General features: G+C 51.2%; 17 protein-coding genes. 11 read left to right on the forward strand and 6 right to left on the reverse strand.

The features are described from left to right. Nucleotides 1-266: 266 nt before the first annotated feature. The 8 genes from yhfZ to A1WG_RS11265 all read left to right on the forward strand — a co-directional run bounded on the left by yhfZ (nt 267) and on the right by A1WG_RS11265 (nt 7677). Entirely contained in the window at nt 267-1172 is a 906-nt protein-coding gene (yhfZ, locus tag A1WG_RS11300) for a GntR family transcriptional regulator YhfZ (RefSeq protein WP_001517218.1), read from the forward strand. 16 nt (nt 1173-1188) lie between these two features. Further along, complete coding sequence (locus A1WG_RS11295; RefSeq protein ID WP_000450044.1) at nt 1189-1551, forward strand: hypothetical protein; 363 nt, start codon at nt 1189-1191, stop codon at nt 1549-1551. An 83-nt stretch (nt 1552-1634) separates the two neighbouring features. Next, nucleotides 1635-2798 (forward strand): YhfX family PLP-dependent enzyme, encoded by a 1164-nt coding sequence (locus tag A1WG_RS11290; RefSeq protein ID WP_001517217.1) that lies wholly within the window; start codon nt 1635-1637, stop codon nt 2796-2798. Then, nucleotides 2799-4025, forward strand: a complete 1227-nt coding sequence (locus A1WG_RS11285; protein WP_001517216.1) for a phosphopentomutase — start codon at nt 2799-2801, stop codon at nt 4023-4025. It abuts the gene before it with no gap. Further along, entirely contained in the window at nt 4022-4900 is an 879-nt protein-coding gene (locus A1WG_RS11280) for a phosphotriesterase-related protein (protein WP_001517215.1), read from the forward strand. The genes A1WG_RS11285 and A1WG_RS11280 overlap by 4 nt, the downstream gene beginning before the upstream one ends. A gap of 10 nt (nt 4901-4910) precedes the next feature. After that, nucleotides 4911-5264, forward strand: coding sequence for a DUF2620 domain-containing protein (locus A1WG_RS11275; protein ID WP_001517214.1), 354 nt, complete (start codon nt 4911-4913; stop codon nt 5262-5264). An 11-nt stretch (nt 5265-5275) separates the two neighbouring features. Continuing rightward, nucleotides 5276-6580, forward strand: a complete 1305-nt coding sequence (locus A1WG_RS11270; protein ID WP_000366842.1) for a YhfT family protein — start codon at nt 5276-5278, stop codon at nt 6578-6580. 11 nt (nt 6581-6591) lie between these two features. Then, nucleotides 6592-7677 carry an aminotransferase class I/II-fold pyridoxal phosphate-dependent enzyme gene (locus A1WG_RS11265; RefSeq protein ID WP_001517213.1) on the forward strand — a complete coding sequence of 362 codons (1086 nt, stop codon included), beginning with the start codon at nt 6592-6594 and terminating at the stop codon, nt 7675-7677. A gap of 108 nt (nt 7678-7785) precedes the next feature. Here the strand turns inward: A1WG_RS11265 and A1WG_RS11260 are convergent, their stop codons facing one another. The 6 genes from A1WG_RS11260 to tsgA all read right to left on the reverse strand — a co-directional run bounded on the left by A1WG_RS11260 (nt 7786) and on the right by tsgA (nt 14859). Beyond that, nucleotides 7786-7953, reverse strand: coding sequence for a YhfL family protein (locus A1WG_RS11260; protein ID WP_001031832.1), 168 nt, complete (start codon nt 7951-7953; stop codon nt 7786-7788). A gap of 275 nt (nt 7954-8228) precedes the next feature. After that, nucleotides 8229-9602, reverse strand: a complete 1374-nt coding sequence (gene cysG, locus A1WG_RS11255; protein ID WP_000349875.1) for a siroheme synthase CysG — start codon at nt 9600-9602, stop codon at nt 8229-8231. A gap of 17 nt (nt 9603-9619) precedes the next feature. Next, complete coding sequence (gene nirC / locus A1WG_RS11250; RefSeq protein ID WP_000493561.1) at nt 9620-10426, reverse strand: nitrite transporter NirC; 807 nt, start codon at nt 10424-10426, stop codon at nt 9620-9622. A 124-nt stretch (nt 10427-10550) separates the two neighbouring features. Then, on the reverse strand, nt 10551-10877 hold the full coding sequence (nirD, locus tag A1WG_RS11245; protein ID WP_000084764.1) for a nitrite reductase small subunit NirD: 327 nt from the start codon (nt 10875-10877) through the stop codon (nt 10551-10553). After that, nucleotides 10874-13417, reverse strand: a complete 2544-nt coding sequence (gene nirB, locus A1WG_RS11240) for an NADPH-nitrite reductase large subunit (RefSeq protein ID WP_001517212.1) — start codon at nt 13415-13417, stop codon at nt 10874-10876. Before nirB ends, nirD begins: the two co-directional genes overlap by 4 nt. A gap of 260 nt (nt 13418-13677) precedes the next feature. Further along, nucleotides 13678-14859 carry an MFS transporter TsgA gene (gene tsgA / locus A1WG_RS11235; protein WP_000185221.1) on the reverse strand — a complete coding sequence of 394 codons (1182 nt, stop codon included), beginning with the start codon at nt 14857-14859 and terminating at the stop codon, nt 13678-13680. Nucleotides 14860-15123: 264 nt separating this feature from the next. On the opposite strand from tsgA, the gene ppiA reads away from it, so the two are divergent. The 3 genes from ppiA (at nt 15124) to A1WG_RS11220 (ending at nt 16560) form a co-directional block, all read left to right on the forward strand. Further along, entirely contained in the window at nt 15124-15696 is a 573-nt protein-coding gene (gene ppiA / locus A1WG_RS11230) for a peptidylprolyl isomerase A (RefSeq protein WP_000477213.1), read from the forward strand. 104 nt (nt 15697-15800) lie between these two features. After that, nucleotides 15801-15968 carry a YhfG family protein gene (locus A1WG_RS11225; RefSeq protein ID WP_000736867.1) on the forward strand — a complete coding sequence of 56 codons (168 nt, stop codon included), beginning with the start codon at nt 15801-15803 and terminating at the stop codon, nt 15966-15968. Continuing rightward, complete coding sequence (locus A1WG_RS11220; protein WP_001517209.1) at nt 15958-16560, forward strand: putative adenosine monophosphate-protein transferase Fic; 603 nt, start codon at nt 15958-15960, stop codon at nt 16558-16560. The genes A1WG_RS11225 and A1WG_RS11220 overlap by 11 nt, the downstream gene beginning before the upstream one ends. Nucleotides 16561-16576: the final 16 nt, after the last annotated feature.

Below are 16576 nucleotides of genomic sequence, written 5' to 3' on the forward strand. Positions count from 1 at the left end.
AAGTGCGCTTTGTTTATGCCAGATGCGACGTGAACGCCTTATCTGGCCTATAAAATGTTGTAAATTCAACATGTTGAAGGAAAGTGTAGCGCATCATGCAGTTTTGCTTTTATCATCACTCTGAAACCGGGGAAACCCGGTTTTTTTGTCCCTTTTTCGCAGTAATCCGGAAAAATGTGAAGCATCTCGCCGTTTCCATCTCTCGTGGTTGCCACTTATCTTCATTTTAATGAATATATAAATATTCACTTTATTGAAAATTTACTATGCGCCAAACGTTTATCAAAAAAGAAGGTGTCGTCATCACGACGCTGGCCCGTTATTTGTTGGGTGAAAAATGCGGTAATCGCCTGAAAACGATTGATGAGCTGGCAACTGAATGCCGCTCGTCCGTTGGCCTGACGCAGGCCGCGCTAAAAACGCTGGAATCAAGCGGCGCGATACGCATTGAACGTCGCGGGCGTAATGGCAGTTTCCTGGCGGAGATGGATAACAAAGCGCTGTTGAGCCATGTCGATATCAACAATGTAGTCTGTGCGATGCCTCTGCCTTATACCCGTCTGTACGAAGGGTTGGCGAGCGGGTTAAAAGCCCAGTTTGATGGCATTCCTTTTTACTATGCGCATATGCGCGGCGCGGATATTCGCGTGGAGTGTTTGCTTAACGGTGTGTATGACATGGCAGTGGTTTCCCGGCTGGCGGCAGAAAGTTATCTCACACAAAAAGGTTTATGCCTCGCACTGGAGTTGGGGCCGCACACCTACGTTGGTGAGCACCAGTTGATTTGTCGCAAAGGTGAATCCGGTAATGTGCAGCGTGTTGGGCTGGATAGTCGCTCGGCGGATCAGAAAATCATGACCGATGTCTTTTTTGGTGATCGCAGTGTGGAGCGCGTCGATCTCTCCTATCACGAGAGTTTGCAGCGCATTGTCAAAGGTGATGTCGATGCGGTGATCTGGAATGTGGTGGCAGAAAGCGAACTGGCCATGCTTGGATTAGAAGCGACGCCGCTCACAGACGATCCGCGATTTTTGCAGGCCACCGAAGCCGTGATCCTGACGCGAGCTGATGATTACCCAATGCAACAATTACTGCGTGCGGTTGTTGATAAACACGCCCTGCTTGCCCATCAACAGCGGGTGGTCAGCGGGGAACAGGAACCCAGTTATTAAATAAAAGGCATCTAAAATGGAAACCAGACTCAACCTGCTTTGCGATGCAGGGGTCATAGATAAGGACATCTGTAAAGGCATGATGCAGGTTGTCAAGATTCTGGAAACAGAATGTCATCTGCCCATACGTAGCGAGCAGGGAACGATGGCGATGACGCATATGGCGAGTGCGCTGATGCGCAGCCGTCGCGGTGAACAGATACTGCCGCTGGATGACGAATTACTGACGGAACTGGCGCAATCCAGCCACTGGCCAGCGATCATGCAGTTGCATCGGGTGTTATTGCAGGGATTCGCGTTGGAAGTTAACCCGTGTGAAGAAGGATATCTGCTGGCCAACCTTTATGGATTATGGATGGCCGCTAACGAAGACCTTTGAAGCACATGGCAAATCCACGTCGTACATCTTAAATATTCAAAAAAATGAATATTTGAATTAAGGAACAGAAACGAGGCAACAAGATGTTTGTAGAAGCATTGAAACGCCAGAACCCGGCGCTGATTTCTGCCGCATTAAGCCTGTGGCAGCAGGGCAAGATCGCCCCGGACTGTTGGGTGATCGACGTGGATCAGGTACTGGAAAACGGTAAGCGACTCATTGAGACAGCACGGCTTTACGGTATTGAACTGTATCTGATGACTAAGCAGTTCGGTCGTAACCCGTGGCTGGCGGAAAAGCTGCTGGCGCTGGGCTACAGCGGCATTGTGGCGGTGGACTACAAAGAGGCACGAGTGATGCGTCGCGCCGGTTTGCCGGTGGCGCATCAGGGGCATCTGGTACAAATCCCTTGTCACCAGGTATCTGACACCGTTGAACAGGGAACCGGTGTTATCACTGTGTTTACCCTCGATAAAGCACGGGAAATTTCTGCGGCAGCGGTGAAGGCTGGATGCGTACAGTCTGTGCTGCTCAAAGTTTATAGCGACGATGATTTCCTTTATCCAGGGCAGGAGAGCGGTTTTACCCAAAATACGCTGCATGACATTGTCGCTGAAATCCAAAAACTACCAGGACTACATTTAGCGGGACTTACCCATTTCCCTTGCCTGCTTTGGGATGAAACAAGCGGGAAAGTTTTACCCACGCCGAATCTTCACACGCTGGTACAGGCGCGGGATCAACTGGCTAAATCTGGCACTGCCCTTGAGCAACTAAACGCGCCTTCAGCGACCAGTTGCACTTCGTTGCCGGTGTTAGCGCAATATGGTGTTACCCATGCCGAACCTGGTCATGCGCTGACCGGCACTATTCCGGCAAACCAGCAGGGCGATCAACCCGAACGTATCGCCATGCTTTGGTTAAGTGAAATTTCCCACCACTTCCGTGGCGACAGTTATTGCTATGGCGGTGGTTACTATCGCCGTGGTCATGCACATCACGCTCTTATTTTTACTCCAGAAAATCAAAGCATCACAGAAACACTTCTCAAAACAGTGGATGACAACAGTATCGACTATTACCTGCCGTTGGCTGGTGAGTTTCCGGTAAGTAGCGCGGTGGTGCTCTGTTTTCGTACGCAGATTTTTGTCACCCGTAGCGATGTGGTGTTGGTGTCCGGTATTCAGCGCGGCGCGGCGGAAATTGTTGGTCGCTATGACAGCCTCGGCAACCTTCTGGAGGCGTAAATGGCGCGATTTGTGGTGTTAGTGATCGATAGTTTTGGCGTAGGCGCAATGAAAGATGTTGCGCGGGTACGCCCACAGGATGCCGGGGCGAATACCTGTGGTCACATTCTTAGCCAGTTGCCGCATTTACAGTTGCCGACTCTTGAGAAGCTGGGGCTAATCAATGCATTGGGTTATGCGCCGGGTGATATGCAGCCATCGGATTGCGCAGTCTGGGGCGTAGCAGAACTGCAACATGAAGGTGGCGATACCTTTATGGGGCATCAGGAAATTTTAGGTACGCGCCCCTTGCCGCCGCTGCGGATGCCCTTTCGCGACGTTATTGATCGTGTTGAACGAGCCTTAATGGCTGCGGGCTGGCAGGTCGAACGCCGTGGCGATGCGTTGCAATTTCTGTGGGTAAACCAGGCCGTGGCAGTTGGCGACAATCTCGAAGCGGATTTAGGCCAGGTCTATAACGTTACTGCCAATCTCTCTGCGATACCGTTCGATGAAGTTGTCAAGATTGGTCGTGTGGTGCGTGAGCAGGTACAGGTTGGCAGGGTTATTACTTTTGGCGGCCTGTTGCAGGACAGCCAGCGCATTCTTGATGCCGCAGAAAGCAAGGAAGGGCGTTTTATTGGCATAAATGCACCGCGTTCCGGCGCTTATGACAGCGGTTTCCAGGTTGTACATATGGGCTACGGTGTCGATGAAAAAGTGCAGGTGCCGCAACAACTGCATCAGGTAGGCGTACCTACGGTGCTGGTGGGTAAGGTGGCGGATATCGTCAGCAATCCTCATGGAATGAGCTGGCAAAATTTGGTGGATAGCCAACGGATTATGGATATCACTCTCGACGAATTTAACGCCCATCCGACAGCCTTTATTTGCACCAATATTCAGGAAACCGACCTCGCCGGCCACGCAGAAGACGTCGCACGTTATGCCGAACGTTTGCAGGTCGTTGACCGTAATCTTGCCCGGCTTGTTGAGGCGATGCAGCCGGATGATTGCCTGATCGTCATGGCTGATCACGGTAACGACCCGACTATCGGCCACAGCCACCATACCCGCGAAGTAGTGCCTGTGCTGGTTTATCAGCGTGGATTGGCTGCCACTCGTCTGGGTGTGTATCCCACGCTCTCTGATGTTGGAGCCACGGTATGTGAATTTTTCCGTGCTTCGCCGCCACAAAACGGCAGCTCTTTTTTATCTTCCCTTCGCTTTCAGGGTGACTCTTTATGACCATCGATTCGACCGGCTACACCCTTGCTCATGAGCATCTGCATATTGATCTCTCCGGCTTTAAAAACAACGTGGATTGCCGCCTTGATCAATATGCGTTCATTTGCCAGGAGATGAACGACCTGATGGCGCAGGGCGTTCGTAATGTGATTGAGATGACCAATCGTTACATGGGCCGCAATGCGCAATTTATGCTCGATGTGATGCGTGAGACGGGAATCAACGTGGTGCCTTGTACTGGTTATTACCAGGATGCCTTTTTCCCGGAGCATGTGGTGACCCGCAGCGTGCAGGAGCTGGCGCAAGAGATGGTCGATGAAATTGAACAGGGTATCGATGGCACGGAACTGAAAGCCGGGGTCATCGCGGAGATTGGCTCCAGTGAGGGCAAAATCACGCCGCTGGAAGAGAAAGTTTTCATTGCCGCCGCGTTGGCGCATAACCAGACCGGACGGCCCATTTCCACTCATACATCTTTTAGCACTATGGGGTTGGAACAACTGGCTCTACTGCAATCCCACGGAGTCGATCTTTCGCGGGTCACCCTCGGGCACTGCGATCTTAAAGACAACCTCGACAACATTTTAAAGATGATCGATCTCGGCGCGTATGTGCAGTTCGACACCATTGGCAAGAACAGTTACTACCCGGATGAGAAGCGTATTGCGATGCTTCACGCGCTCCGCGACCGTGGATTGCTTAACCGCGTCATGCTGTCGATGGATATTACTCGTCGTTCCCATTTAAAAGCCAACGGTGGTTATGGCTATGACTTTTTATTTACCACCTTTATTCCGCAGTTGCGCCAGTCAGGATTCAGTCAGGCCGATGTGGATGTGATGTTACGTGAAACTCCCTCTCAATTTTTCCAATAAGGACAGACTCATGAAAAAGATTGGCGTTGCAGGCTTACAGCGTGAGCAGATTAAAAAAACCATTGAAACGACGGCTCCTGGCTGTTTTGAAGTTTTCATTTATAACGACATGGAAGCGGCAATGAAAGTGAAATCCGGGCAACTGGATTACTACATCGGCGCGTGTAATACCGGCGCAGGTGCGGCATTGTCGATTGCTATCGCGGTGATTGGTTATAACAAAAGTTGCACCATTGCCAGGCCTGGTATTAAAGCGAAAGACGAGCATATCGCCAAAATGATCGCTGAAGGAAAGGTGGCGTTTGGGCTTTCCGTTGAGCACGTTGAACACGCGATTCCGATGCTGATTAACCATCTGAAATAAAAGGCACGACTATGGATCTGTATATTCAGATTATCGTGGTGGCGTGCCTGACCGGTATGACATCACTTCTGGCACATCGCTCGGCGGCCGTATTTCATGATGGTATTCGCCCGATCCTGCCACAATTGATTGAAGGCTATATGAACCGTCGCGAGGCGGGGAGTATCGCTTTCGGTTTGAGTATTGGTTTTGTGGCATCGGTGGGGATCTCCTTTACCCTGAAAACCGGCCTGCTCAACGCATGGTTACTTTTTCTTCCTACCGATATCCTCGGCGTACTGGCGATAAACAGCCTGATGGCGTTTGGCCTTGGCGCAATCTGGGGGATACTGATCCTCACCTGCCTGCTGCCGGTAAACCAGTTGCTGACTGCGCTGCCGGTTGATGTTTTAGGTAGTCTGGGGGAATTAAGCTCTCCGGTAGTTTCTGCTTTTGCACTCTTCCCGCTGGTGGCGATTTTCTACCAGTTTGGCTGGAAGCAAAGCCTGATCGCTGCCGCCGTCGTGTTGATGACTCGCGTCGTGGTGGTGCGTTATTTCCCGCATCTTAATCCGGAATCCATCGAAATCTTTATTGGCATGGTAATGCTGCTGGGGATCGCGATAACTCACGACCTGCGTCATCGTGATGAAAATGATATCGATGCCAGCGGATTTTCGGTCTTTGAAGAGCGCACGTCGCGGATTATCAAAAATCTTCCGTATATCGCCATTGTCGGAGCGCTGATCGCTGCTGTTGCCAGTATGAAAATTTTTGCTGGTAGCGAAGTGTCGATCTTCACCCTTGAGAAAGCGTACTCCGCAGGCGTCACGCCGGAGCAATCGCAAACGCTGATCAATCAGGCGGCGCTGGCAGAATTTATGCGCGGGCTGGGTTTTGTGCCGTTGATTGCCACCACTGCGTTAGCCACGGGGGTGTATGCGGTTGCTGGCTTTACCTTTGTCTATGCGGTGGGCTATCTCTCGCCTAATCCGATGGTTGCGGCGGTATTGGGCGCAGTGGTTATTTCGGCGGAAGTTTTGTTGTTACGGTCGATAGGTAAATGGCTGGGGCGCTACCCGTCAGTGCGTAATGCGTCGGATAACATTCGTAACGCCATGAATATGCTGATGGAAGTGGCTCTGTTGGTCGGTTCGATTTTCGCGGCAATCAAAATGGCGGGTTATACCGGATTCTCTATTGCGGTCGCCATTTACTTCCTCAACGAATCTCTGGGGCGTCCGGTACAGAAAATGGCGGCACCTGTGGTGGCAGTGATGATCACCGGCATTCTGCTGAATGTTCTTTACTGGCTTGGCTTGTTTGTTCCGGCTTAAGGAATGCACTTATGAAGACGTTTCCCTTGCAAAGCCTGACTCTTGCTGAAGCACAGCAAAAGCAGTTTGCGCTGGTGGACACGATTTGCCGCTATTTCCCTGGCGGTGAGTTCCTTACCTGTGGTGATTTGGGATTAACGCCGGGGTTGAATCAACCGCGCATTACTCAACGTGTGGAACAGGTACTGGCGGGTGTGTTTCATGCGCAAGCGGCGGCGCTGGTGCAAGGCGCTGGCACTGGGGCGATCCGTGCCGGGCTGGCAGCTTTGCTCAAGCCCGGGCAGCGTCTTCTGGTACATGATGCGCCTGTTTATCCGACTACGCGGGTCATTATTGAGCAGATGGGGCTGACGCTTATTACCGCTGATTTCAATGACCTGTCGGCACTTAAGCAAATCGTCGAAGAGCAACAACCAGATGCAGCACTGGTGCAACATACACGCCAGCAGCCGCAGGATCGCTACATTCTGGCAGATGTGCTGGCAACGTTGCGCCTGGCGGGTGTTCCAGCGTTAACTGATGACAACTATGCGGTGATGAAGGTGGCGCGGATTGGCTGCGAATGCGGGGCGAATGTCTCAACTTTTTCCTGCTTCAAGCTGTTTGGGCCGGAGGGTGTTGGTGCGGTGGTAGGCGATGCTGATACCATCAACCGTATTCGTGCCACGCTTTACTCCGGAGGCAGCCAGATTCAGGGCGCTCAGGCGCTGGAAGTCTTGCGCGGACTGGTTTTTGCGCCAGTGATGCATGCAGTACAGGCGAGAGTATCTGAAAGGTTGCTGATCTTGCTCAACGGTGGCGCAGTGCCACAAGTTAAAAGCGCCGTCATTGCCAATGCGCAGTCGAAGGTGTTGATTGTGGAGTTCCATCAGCCGATTGCTGCAAGGGTGCTGGAAGAAGCGCAGAAACGCGGTGCATTGCCATATCCAGTTGGTGCGGAGTCGAAATATGAAATTCCGCCGCTCTTTTATCGTCTTTCCGGGACATTTCGTCAGGCGAATCCACAATTAGAACATTGTGCGATTCGTATTAATCCTAATCGTAGTGGTGAGGAGACAGTGCTGCGTATTTTGCGCGAGAGTATTGCCTGTATTTAACTGCTGTGAACGATATTTTTAAAGGCAAGGTAAAAACAAATACGCCCTCTGGTAAAAATAGAGGGCGTCAGGTAATTAAAACAGCATTAACCGATCTCTGTTAAGAGATTACTGTGCAGTCGGACCGCAGCCGCCAATGATTTTAGAAATAGAAATTGCCGGATGCAGAAGGTAATCATAAGAGCAGTTTTTGTCACGGTTTTCAATATGACCAGTACATGCAGTTAACGTTGCCAGTACCGCATCTACCAATGCTACTTTAATAAACTTGTTCATTCTCATTCCCTATGTAAAATATATCGAGTAATATTCATTAATTATGTGAATATAAGCAAACAGCTCGTTAGAGACAATACAGGAATATCTATGACACGTCAGTGAGTGGACTATTAATAATTCAATTATATTTGTAAGCCACTGTAACTGTGGGGAGTTGTTAAAAAACAAATTAGTTAAAAAGTTGTTTTATGTCTGCTGAAAATAAAAATTAATATGGTGATTATTGTAAATAAAAAGGCCAGAAATATCCGGCCTTAGATAATTTTTTTAAATTAATGGTTAGAGAACCAGTTTAATTTATCGCGCAGGCCAACGACCCGACCAATAATAATCAAAGACGGGCTGTTCATTTGCTGCGCAAGTTCACCGAGTTGCGCGAGCGTACCGTCAATCACGCGTTGCGTAACCGCCGTACCGTTTTCGACAATCGCCACCGGCATTTCACCTGGCATTCCGTATTCAATCAGCTTTTGCTGAATGGTCGCGGCCTGATTCAGCCCCATATAGAACACCAGCGTCTGTTTTTCTGCCGCCAGATTCTCCCAGTCCAGCTCGCCACCCGTTTTTAAGTGCCCGGTGATTAAGCGCACGCTCTGGGCGTAATCGCGATGTGTTAGCGGAATACCCGAATAGGCAGAGCAACCAGAAGCTGCGGTAATGCCCGGAACCACCGAGAACGGAATGCCTGCATTGCACAGCGTTTCCAGCTCTTCGCCGCCACGCCCGAAAATAAACGGATCGCCGCCTTTCAGACGCACCACGCGTTTGCCTTTTTGCGCTTCCCGCAACAGGATCTGGTTAATCTCTTCCTGCGGTACGCAGTGGTATCCCGCGCGTTTACCGACGAAAACGCGGTCAGCATCGCGGCGTACCAGATTCATAATATCGTCAGAAACCAGACGGTCGTAGACCACCACATCAGCCTGCTGAATTTGTTGCAGGCCTTTCAGCGTCAGTAGCCCGGCATCGCCTGGACCTGCGCCAACCAGCACCACTTCACCACGATGATCGAGCGGCTCATTGATTAACTGTTCTGTAGTTTCAGTAATGGCTTTCTGATCGTTGTTCGCCAGCGACTGCGCCAGACGGTCATTGACGAACAGTTTTTCCCAGAAACGGCGACGCTCACCCATTGTGGCGAACTGCTGTTTCACCCGACCGCGTAACTGTCCGGCATATTTTGCCACCTGACCCAGATGGAGAGGCAGTAGTGATTCGAGTTTTTCGCGCAGCAGGCGCGCCAGGACTGGAGATGTGCCGCCGGAGGAGACCGCTACCATTAGCGGTGAGCGGTCGATAATGGACGGCATAATGAAACTGGCGGCTTTCGGTGCATCTACCACGTTACAGAAGATACGACGAGATTCAGCGGCTTCGCTGACGCGCTGGTTAAGCGCATCATCATCAGTAGCCGCAATCGCCAGCCAACAGGTATCGAGAAGGCTTTCATCAAATGGCCCCTCGACGAGGGTTAACATGCCAGCATCTGCCCATGCGGTAAACTGCGGAATAAACGCTAATGCATTCACCGTTAAGCGAGCGCCTGCGTCCAACAGCAACCTGGCTTTGCGTTCCGCGACATCACCGCCGCCGACAATCAGACAGTCGCGATCGCGTAATTGGCAAAATATAGGCAAATGATCCACGTAAAACCCCTTACTGATTAACCTGCAGCCGTTTCAGTTTGATTAAATTTGTCCGCAATCGGACGATTAGCTTTCGGCGTAGCATACCAATAACCCAATCCCATGAATACGGCGCCAGATAAAGTATTACCCAGCGTCACCCACAGCAGGTTATGACCAATGCCCGCCAGAGTGTAGGCTTCGCTATGGTTGCCGAACCAGGAGAGGGCGAACAGCGTCATGTTGGCAACGGAGTGCTCATAGCCGGAGGCGATAAACGCCAGCAGACACCACCAGATAGCGATAAATTTCGCCGCGCCTTCGGTGCGCAGCGCCATCCAGATTGCCAGGCAAACCAGCCAGTTACACAATGCGCCTTTGAAGAACAGTACCATCGCCGGTGCGGTGGTTTTGGCCAGCGCGACAGAATGGACGATGCTGGTATCCACCGGTAGCAGGCTACCGCCGCCCCAGCTATAGAGCATCGCTACGAAGATGGAACCGACCAGATTACCCAGCCAGGTTTGCGGCAGAATTGCCCACATTTGCCCGTGGCTGATGGTGCCTGCTTTCACCCCAAAGGTGAGGAACATGGTGTGTCCGGTGAACAGTTCAGAACCGGCGATAATCACCAGCGTTAAGGCGATACCAAAAGTTGCCCCCATCACCAGCGGACGCACGGACGGATCGAGCAAATTACCGAGCGTGAAAATCAGGATGATCCCAAGACCCACATAAGCTCCCGCCATTGCGGAGCTGACCCAAAAGCCAAGCGGGTTATTTGCCGACAGGCGTGCGATGCGCGCAGCGTTCGCCGCACACTTATTGATAGTGTCTGTAAACATTTGATTATCCTTAAAAAATAAAAACAAAAAATAAAACAAAGAGTTTAAAAAATGTCCTGCAATATACCGAAGGTTATTACAGGACAATGCAAAAAGGGGAGGCATTGCGCCTCCCGTTAAAACATTAACCGCGCAGTTGTACTACGCCGTCTTTCACTCGTGCTTCGTAATGCTTGACGGAGAACTGTTCGTCCTCCATGCACAAGCCATCGCTTAAGCGAAAACGCTGTTTTTTCAGCGGGCTGGCTACCCACAGCTCACCCTGATGTTCCGCAATCAGCCCGCGTGACAGTACGCTGGATTCGAAGAACGGATCGATATTGCTGATAGCAAACACCTGGTCGCTGTGATACGGACGGAAAATTGCCACCTGCTCGTCACCTAACAGCGCGCAGACGCCGGTTTCAGGCAGGATGTCATCGATTTTGCAGATGTCTTTCCACTGGCTCATGCGTTGTCCTCCACCAGAGTTACCGGAATACGTTCATACGGCGTTGCCGGACGGTGCTGTTCGCGCTCAGGCACCATCTGCACATTCGGGTCACGCTTGTCGCTGTTGATGAAGTGCTTGAAGCGAGTCTGTGCAGACGGCGTATTGACCGTTTCAGTCCACTCACACACTACAGCTTCACGCAGGCGCGCCATCTCTTCTTCCAGATGTGCGTTCAGACCCAGTTTGTCATCAATGATCACCGCTTTCAGGTAATCGATGCCGCCTTCGAGGTTTTCTAACCACGGTGCGGTACGGGTCAGTTTGTCGGCAGTACGGATGTAGAACATCATGAAGCGGTCGAGATATTTGAGCAGCGTTTCGCGATCGATATCCGCTGCCAGCAGATCCGCATGACGCGGTTTCATGCCGCCGTTACCGCAAACGTACAGGTTCCAGCCTTTTTCAGTGGCGATGATACCTACGTCTTTGCCCTGCGCTTCTGAACATTCACGGGTACAACCAGAGACACCGAACTTGATTTTGTGCGGTGCGCGGATGCCTTTGTAGCGGTTTTCCAGTTCTACGCCGAGGCCGACGCTGTCGCCAACACCGTAGCGGCACCAGGTGCTACCCACGCAGGTTTTCGCCATACGCAGCGCTTTCGCATAGGCATGACCGGTTTCGAATCCCGCTTCAATCAGTTGACGCCAGATCTCCGGCAGATCGTCTTTCTGTGCACCAAACATCGCAATACGTTGGGAGCCGGTGATTTTGGTGTAGAGATTAAATTCACGTGCGATACGACCTACAGCCATCAAACCTTCCGGGGTAATTTCACCGCCCGGAGAACGTGGGATCACCGAATAGGTGCCGTCTTTCTGGATATTAGCGAGGAAGTTATCGTTAGAATCCTGCAACGGAGTATGCTGCGGTTTCAGAATGTATTCGTTCCAGCAGGACGCCAGCAGCGAACCGATGGTGGGTTTACACACTTCACAACCGTAGCCTTTGCCGTGTTTTGCCAGCAGTTCTTCGAAGGTTTTAATGCCTTCAACGCGAATCAAATGGAACAGTTCCTGGCGCGAATATGGGAAGTGTTCGCACAGGTTGTTGTTGACTTCGATGCCCTGTTTCGCCAGTTCGGCGTTCAGCACCTGAGTAACCAACGGAATGCAACCACCGCAGCCTGTACCCGCTTTGGTTTCGGCTTTCAGCGCTGCAACGGTGTGGCAGCCTTTGTTGATGGCAGCAATCAGATCGCCTTTGGTGACGTCGAAGCAGGAGCAGATTTGCGCGCTGTCCGGCAGTTTATCAACACCGATAGACGGTTTACCGCTGCCAGAGTGGGCAGGCAGGATCAGCGAGTCCGGGTTTTCCGGCAGTTCAATGGCGTTCAGTACCAGTTGCAGCAGGTTGCCATAGTCGCTGGTATCGCCCACCAGTACCGCACCGAGCAACGTTTTGTTGTCTTCGCTGACAACCAGACGTTTGTAAATCTCTTTGCTTTCGTCGAGGTAAACATAGCTACGCGTGCCTGGTGTACGACCATGCGCATCGCCAATACCGCCCACGTCTACGCCCAGCAGTTTCAGCTTGGCGCTAAGATCTGCACCTTCAAATGCGTTTTCGCTACCAAGAATGTGGTCAACAGCCACCTGAGCCATTTTGTAGCCCGGTGCTACCAGACCAAACACACGGTTGTTCCAGCTTGCGCATTCACCGATGGCGTAGATATCCGGATCGGAAGTCTGGCAGGAATCGTTAATAACGATACCCCCACGCGGAGCCACGTCCAGGCCACACTGAGTCGCCAGCTTATCGCGCGGACGGATACCGGTAGAGAAGACAATAAAGTCAACTTCCAGCTCGCTACCGTCGGCAAAACGCATGGTTTTACGTGCTTCGACACCTTCCTGCACAATTTCGAGGGTGTTTTTGCTGGTGTGAACGCGCACGCCCATGCTTTCGATTTTGCGACGAAGCTGTTCGCCGCCCATCTGATCAAGCTGTTCCGCCATCAGCATAGGGGCAAATTCGATAACGTGGGTTTCAATGCCTAAGTTTTTCAGCGCGCCAGCGGCTTCCAGACCTAACAGGCCGCCACCAACAACGGCACCGCGCTTGCTGCGACGGGCGCAGGATTCAATGGCGTTGAGGTCTTCAATGGTGCGATAGACAAAACAGTCCTGGGTATCAGAACCTTTGATCGGCGGGATCCACGGGTAGGAACCGGTCGCCATGATCAGCTTGTCATAATAAACGGTACGTCCGGCGCTGGAGTGGATCACCTTCTCCTGACGGTTGATGGTAATCGCGCGCTCACCGACCAGAACTTTAATGCCGTGTTTCTCATAAAAGCCTTCGCGCACCAGCGACAGCTCTTCGGCAGTGTGGTGAGAGAAGTAAGACGAGAGGTGTACGCGGTCATAAGCGATGCGCGGTTCTTCACAGAAAACGGTAATATCAAAGTTGGCCGCATCAGATTTATCAAGAAGATCTTCGATAAAGCGATGGCCGACCATACCGTTACCGATAATTGCGAGTCTGACTTTGCTCATTTTTGCCTCGATTTCTTTTCTATTACCGCCTACCTTAACGATTCAGCAACCCCACTTATTGATGCAAATCAAATTCACCTTTATATACCTCTTAAGGAGTATATTACTGATTTGTATAAATATTCTTAAGTTACGGAATTGTCTGACATTTCGTGTGTGTGCAAAAAGTAGACAAAATAAGAGAGTTTAAAGATATGAGGATAGGTTGAGGGGAAGAGAGGAAAAAACCGGACGACGAAAGCGCCGCCCGATATTGGCAATTAATGAGAGGTCAGGGTGTTATGCTGACGGTGACGGCTGACAAAACCCAGCAGGAAGCACATCACGAATACCACAGCGTACAGACCATTTGCAGTGAGCAGCGCCGCCTGTGGACCGCTATGCTCTACAATCGGGCCAGTAACCACAAAGGTCAGCATGGTGCCGATGGTTCCGCAGGTGAGGACGAAGTTAACCAGTTTTGGGGACGGCACTTTGGTTTGCTGTGAACCCAGGGTGATGATGGTGGTATAGATCGCGCTGGAGAAGAAGCCCAGAGCGAGAATAGACCACGCCATATGTGCCGGTGTTCCAGTGTTAAAGACATACATCAGAATCGCGGCCAGTCCTGCCAGCACGGTCAGAATACGTTGCAGGTCAAAGAAACGCAGAATAAAGCTGAAGGCCCACATGCCGACCATGTACGACATCCAGAAGTTGCTTACCAGCGTTCCTGCGTCGTTCAGGCTCATGCCCAGACCTTTGGCGTACTCCGGCACCCAGGAGATAAAACCTAACTGACCGAGGATGTAGCACAGCGCCGCAATGGAGAGAAACAGCACGCCAATTCCCCATTTTTCTTTCACTACCGGAACGTCATTTTTTGGCGCATGTTTGCCCAGTGCCGGGAACTCACAGCCGAAGGTCAGAATAAAAATAGCGACGTACACCAGCCCGATGCAGGCATAAACCCAGTACCACTCAATGCTACGTGCCAGCAAAAATGCCGCGATCATCGGGAAAATCATCCCGGCCATACTGAAGAAGGAGTCGGTAAACAGCAAGCGAGAACCGCGCTGACGCCCTTCATACATTTGTGTAACCAGGAACGTACCAATCGACATGGTGATACCACTGACCACCCCGAGGATGAACATCGCCGCCGAGAACAACGCCAGACTGTGGCTGAACATCAAACCAGCAACCGCCAGCACCATCAGGAGAAAGCCAAAACGTAACTGCGTTTTCAGCGGGACGATTTCCATCAGCCAGGCGTTGAGGAAGATAGAGATTAAAATTCCGGCATTGAGGAAGGTGAAGGTGTTACTCATACTGGAAACGGGCAGATGGAAATAATCTGCAATATTCCCCATCACCATCCCGGTGACAATAACTAACGCACCAGTGAGTGCGTAGGAAAGAAAGCTAATCCATGTGAGCTTAATGCGATTGCTGTTAGTCATGATTGGCCTGCGTTGAAAGAGAAAATGGCATAGTGGGTATGCCGCGAGCGGGCGATTTTAGGTGATTTTGTGATCTGATTAAATATCTAATTGCAAACGGTTGCTAATTTGCAATATTTAAAGTGATTCTGATCACGGAATATAAGTGATCATCAGGTTACATATATTTCAAGTACGTAAAATTAGGTAAAGGAATGGCCTTGTCATTGAAGGCTATTTAGAATCTCTTCACTTGCTTTTTTTCTGCTCTGTTAAGGAAATCTCATGTTCAAATCGACCCTGGCAGCTTTTGTAGCTGTTTTCGCTCTTTCTGCTCTCTCACCTGTAGCAATGGCAGCGAAAGGGGACCCGCACGTATTGTTAACAACCTCTGCTGGTAATATCGAACTGGAGCTGGATAGCCAGAAAGCACCGGTATCAGTGCAAAACTTTGTCGATTATGTGAACAGCGGTTTTTATAACAACACCACTTTTCACCGGGTGATCCCGGGCTTTATGATTCAGGGCGGCGGTTTCACCGAGCAGATGCAGCAGAAAAAACCGAATCCGCCGATCAAAAATGAAGCTGATAACGGTCTGCGCAACACGCGCGGCACGATTGCTATGGCGCGTACTGCTGATAAAGACAGCGCAACCAGCCAGTTTTTTATTAACGTTGCCGATAACGCCTTCCTCGACCACGGCCAGCGTGATTTCGGCTACGCCGTCTTTGGTAAAGTGGTAAAAGGGATGGATGTCGCAGACAAGATTTCCCAGGTGCCGACTCATGATGTTGGTCCATACCAGAATGTGCCGTCAAAGCCGGTCGTTATCCTTTCCGCTAAAGTCCTGCCGTAACGATTTCTCGCGCGGGCAATATTGTCCGCGCATCTGCTCTCCCGGCGTAACCTGCATTTGCCGCTTATACTTGTGGCAAACGGACACGTTCAGGGAGGCATCAAGTGAAGAAACTCACCGATAAGCAAAAGTCCCGTCTTTGGGAACTTCAGCGTAATCGTAATTTCCAGGCCAGCCGCCGTCTCGAAGGTGTCGAGAGCCCCTTGGTGACGCTTACTGCCGCTGAGGCTTTGGTGCGCCTTGAAGAGCTAAGGAGGCACTATGAGCGATAAGTTCGGAGAAGGGCGCGACCCGTATCTTTATCCTGGCCTCGACATCATGCGTAACCGACTGGATATCCGCCAACAGCAGCGACTGGAGCAGGCCGCTTACGAAATGACGGCGCTGCGCGCCGCGACCATTGAGCTTGGTCCGCTGATGCGCGGTTTACCCCATTTGCGTGCTATTCATCGCCAGCTTTATCAGGATATTTTCGACTGGGCGGGCCAATTACGCGAAGTTGACATTTATCAAGGAGATACACCATTCTGCCACTTTGCCTATATCGAAAAAGAGGGCAATGCCCTGATGCAGGATCTGGAGGAAGAAGGTTATCTGGTCGGCCTTGAGAAAGAGAAGTTCGTTGAGCGGCTGGCACACTACTATTGTGAAATCAACGTCCTGCACCCATTCCGCGCGGGAAGTGGCCTTGCGCAGCGTATCTTCTTCGAACAACTGGCGATTCATGCTGGCTATCAATTGAGCTGGCTGGGCATCGAAAAAGAGGTGTGGAATCAGGCTAATCAGAGCGGGGCAATGGGCGATCTCTCTGCGCTGAAGACGATATTTAGCAAAGTGGTAAGCGAAGCCGGGGAATCTGAGTAAAATAGCGCGGTTCTTT

It is taken from the genome of Escherichia sp. KTE96 (assembly GCF_000408525.1).
In the GTDB taxonomy this organism is placed as follows: Bacteria; Pseudomonadota; Gammaproteobacteria; order Enterobacterales; family Enterobacteriaceae; genus Escherichia; species Escherichia marmotae.

What these genes read in the sequence shown, in the direction of transcription:
- tsgA (WP_000185221.1), bottom strand. Translation starts at nt 14,859, where the DNA reads ATGACTAACAGCAATCGCATTAAGCTCACATGGATTAGCTTTCTTTCC.
- A1WG_RS11290 (WP_001517217.1), top strand. Translation starts at nt 1,635, where the DNA reads ATGTTTGTAGAAGCATTGAAACGCCAGAACCCGGCGCTGATTTCTGCC.
- A1WG_RS11220 (WP_001517209.1), top strand. Translation starts at nt 15,958, where the DNA reads ATGAGCGATAAGTTCGGAGAAGGGCGCGACCCGTATCTTTATCCTGGC.
- yhfZ (WP_001517218.1), top strand. Translation starts at nt 267, where the DNA reads ATGCGCCAAACGTTTATCAAAAAAGAAGGTGTCGTCATCACGACGCTG.
- A1WG_RS11270 (WP_000366842.1), top strand. Translation starts at nt 5,276, where the DNA reads ATGGATCTGTATATTCAGATTATCGTGGTGGCGTGCCTGACCGGTATG.
- A1WG_RS11260 (WP_001031832.1), bottom strand. Translation starts at nt 7,953, where the DNA reads ATGAACAAGTTTATTAAAGTAGCATTGGTAGATGCGGTACTGGCAACG.
- A1WG_RS11275 (WP_001517214.1), top strand. Translation starts at nt 4,911, where the DNA reads ATGAAAAAGATTGGCGTTGCAGGCTTACAGCGTGAGCAGATTAAAAAA.
- A1WG_RS11280 (WP_001517215.1), top strand. Translation starts at nt 4,022, where the DNA reads ATGACCATCGATTCGACCGGCTACACCCTTGCTCATGAGCATCTGCAT.
- nirC (WP_000493561.1), bottom strand. Translation starts at nt 10,426, where the DNA reads ATGTTTACAGACACTATCAATAAGTGTGCGGCGAACGCTGCGCGCATC.
- A1WG_RS11285 (WP_001517216.1), top strand. Translation starts at nt 2,799, where the DNA reads ATGGCGCGATTTGTGGTGTTAGTGATCGATAGTTTTGGCGTAGGCGCA.
- ppiA (WP_000477213.1), top strand. Translation starts at nt 15,124, where the DNA reads ATGTTCAAATCGACCCTGGCAGCTTTTGTAGCTGTTTTCGCTCTTTCT.
- A1WG_RS11265 (WP_001517213.1), top strand. Translation starts at nt 6,592, where the DNA reads ATGAAGACGTTTCCCTTGCAAAGCCTGACTCTTGCTGAAGCACAGCAA.
- nirB (WP_001517212.1), bottom strand. Translation starts at nt 13,417, where the DNA reads ATGAGCAAAGTCAGACTCGCAATTATCGGTAACGGTATGGTCGGCCAT.
- nirD (WP_000084764.1), bottom strand. Translation starts at nt 10,877, where the DNA reads ATGAGCCAGTGGAAAGACATCTGCAAAATCGATGACATCCTGCCTGAA.
- A1WG_RS11295 (WP_000450044.1), top strand. Translation starts at nt 1,189, where the DNA reads ATGGAAACCAGACTCAACCTGCTTTGCGATGCAGGGGTCATAGATAAG.